Here is a 2,077-nt window from a genome sequence, read left to right as displayed (position 1 = left end):
TTCGGGTGACAGAAGAAAAGCATTAGTGTTCTGCTCAAGAAAACGTGAGGCGGAACTTCTCTCAAAGGAATTCAACACAAGAGGCTACAGGTCAGTTGTCCTTACAGGTGATGACTCCCAGGAAAAAAGGCTGGAGGCAATCGACCGTCTGACAAACGATGAAAACCCTGATAAAATTGAATTCATATTTACCGTTGACATTTTCAATGAGGGTGTTGACATTCCTGAAATCAATCAGGTGCTTCTGGTTAGACCGACCGAGTCTCCAATCATTTTCATACAGCAGCTTGGAAGGGGACTTAGGAAATACAAAAACAAGGAGTATGTGGTAATCCTTGATTTCATCGGAAATTATAAAAACAATTTCATGATTCCTATTGCCCTTTCAGGTGACAGAAGCTATGACAAGGACAGAATCAGAAAATATCTCATTGAGGGAAACCGGATAATTCCAGGAGCATCATCCATCAACTTCGATGAGATTTCAAGAAAGCGTATATATGAGTCAATCAACAACACTTCATTTTCAAAAGTGGCACTGTTTAAGGAAAAGTACAACAATTTAAAATACAAGTTGGGACGCATTCCCTTATTATATGACTTCGCTATCAACGCAGAATTCAACCCGGAACTTATTCTTAACCACGGCAAATTCGATACCTATGACATGTTTCTTGATTATGTGGACAGTGATTATAAAAGCAGCCTGAATGATAAAGAAACATATTCACTGAAATTCATCTCAAAGAAAATGGTAAAAGGAATAAGGCCTCATGAACTGGTGATTTTAAGTTGTCTTAAATTCAACAGGTATTTCACCGTTAAACAGGTTGAAAATTATCTTTATGAAAAATACGGTCTCGAAAATCAGTTTGAATCAATAAAAAGTGCAATTAATGTTTTAAGCGCCAATTTCTACAGAAAGGAAACATCAGATGATTATCAGGCAAATACCGTAACAGGATTTATATCAAAGGACCTGGAGGATTATGAAAACATATTCTTCAAGTTCGACAAAAGCATCTATGATGATTTAAAAAACAACACAGATTACAGATTTAAAATTTCAGAGGAATTCAAGGCAAATCTTGCAAATCCGGTTTATCTAAATCACTTGGAGGATGCAGTCAGATACGGGCTTTTCAAATATGAAACTGTTTATGCTGATGAAAAACCGTTCAAACTGTATGAGAAATACTCAAGAGAGGATGTTTTAAGGCTTTTAAACTGGAAAAGGTTCATGAACGGCCAGAACATCGGAGGATACAAAATCAAATACGATACCTGTCCGATATTCGTAACCTACAACAAATCGGAAGACATCTCCGAGACAATAAACTATGAAGATCATTTCATAAACAAGGAAACCTTCAACTGGATGAGTAGAAACAACCGAAAAACCTCTTCACCCGAACTGGAACCGCTGATTAACTACAATGGTGTTGATATTCAGCTGTTCATTCAGAAAAGCAATGATGAGGGAATAGAGTTTTATTATATCGGTAAACTTATGCCATTAACCTATAAACAGGTTTACAGAAACATCAACGGTAAAGACCAGCCAATCGTCAATTTTAAATTCAAGATTGAAAACGAGGTCACAGATGAGCTTTACTCATACTTTGTAAATGACTGAAAAAATAAGAAAAATGATTATTCAACAGTTGTTTTAACTGTTTATAATCATCTGAAATTTGAGTTTTATAATGGTTATGACTTTTAATCAAGCTATTTTTTTATATTCCACTTTGATGATGTTTTTTATTTAAATCATCACTCAAAATTGCCATCTGAGTATATAACGTCGGAGTCTGAAGTTGTTTCAACACCGCTATCATAATTATCATAGTAAGTGTCGTAACCGGAGTCATAGTCATAATCATCATAATAATATGAATCATCAATAGCATCAGAATAGCCGTTGTAGTATCCCTGCTGACTAGCACGCATCAAATCGTCTTCAGAATACTTATTTTTATTGGTATTATTCTGAGTAGGGGCTGCTGGTGCAGGTGCGGAACTTTCAGTGGTTGTTGCATTGAGAGGTCCTTCACCTGGAGGTCCCAATTCAAGGCTG

General features: G+C 36.1%; 1 protein-coding gene and 1 pseudogene. One reads left to right on the top strand and one right to left on the bottom strand.

Annotation, left to right across the window (positions count from 1 at the left end):
• The coding region (locus ACJMLH_RS08410; protein WP_405276647.1) for a DUF3427 domain-containing protein at positions 1 to 1,636 on the top strand (1,636 nt) is incomplete at its 5' end.
• A 137-nt stretch (positions 1,637 to 1,773) separates the two neighbouring features.
• Here ACJMLH_RS08410 and ACJMLH_RS08405 read toward each other — a convergent pair.
• Positions 1,774 to 2,077: pseudogene (locus tag ACJMLH_RS08405) on the bottom strand (hypothetical protein); the annotation flags it as partial.

This window comes from Methanobrevibacter sp., assembly GCF_045116495.1.
In the GTDB taxonomy this organism is placed as follows: domain Archaea; phylum Methanobacteriota; class Methanobacteria; order Methanobacteriales; family Methanobacteriaceae; genus Methanocatella.
Note: the sequence above shows the minus strand (reverse complement) of the source record. Positions and strands in the feature narration are given on the sequence as shown.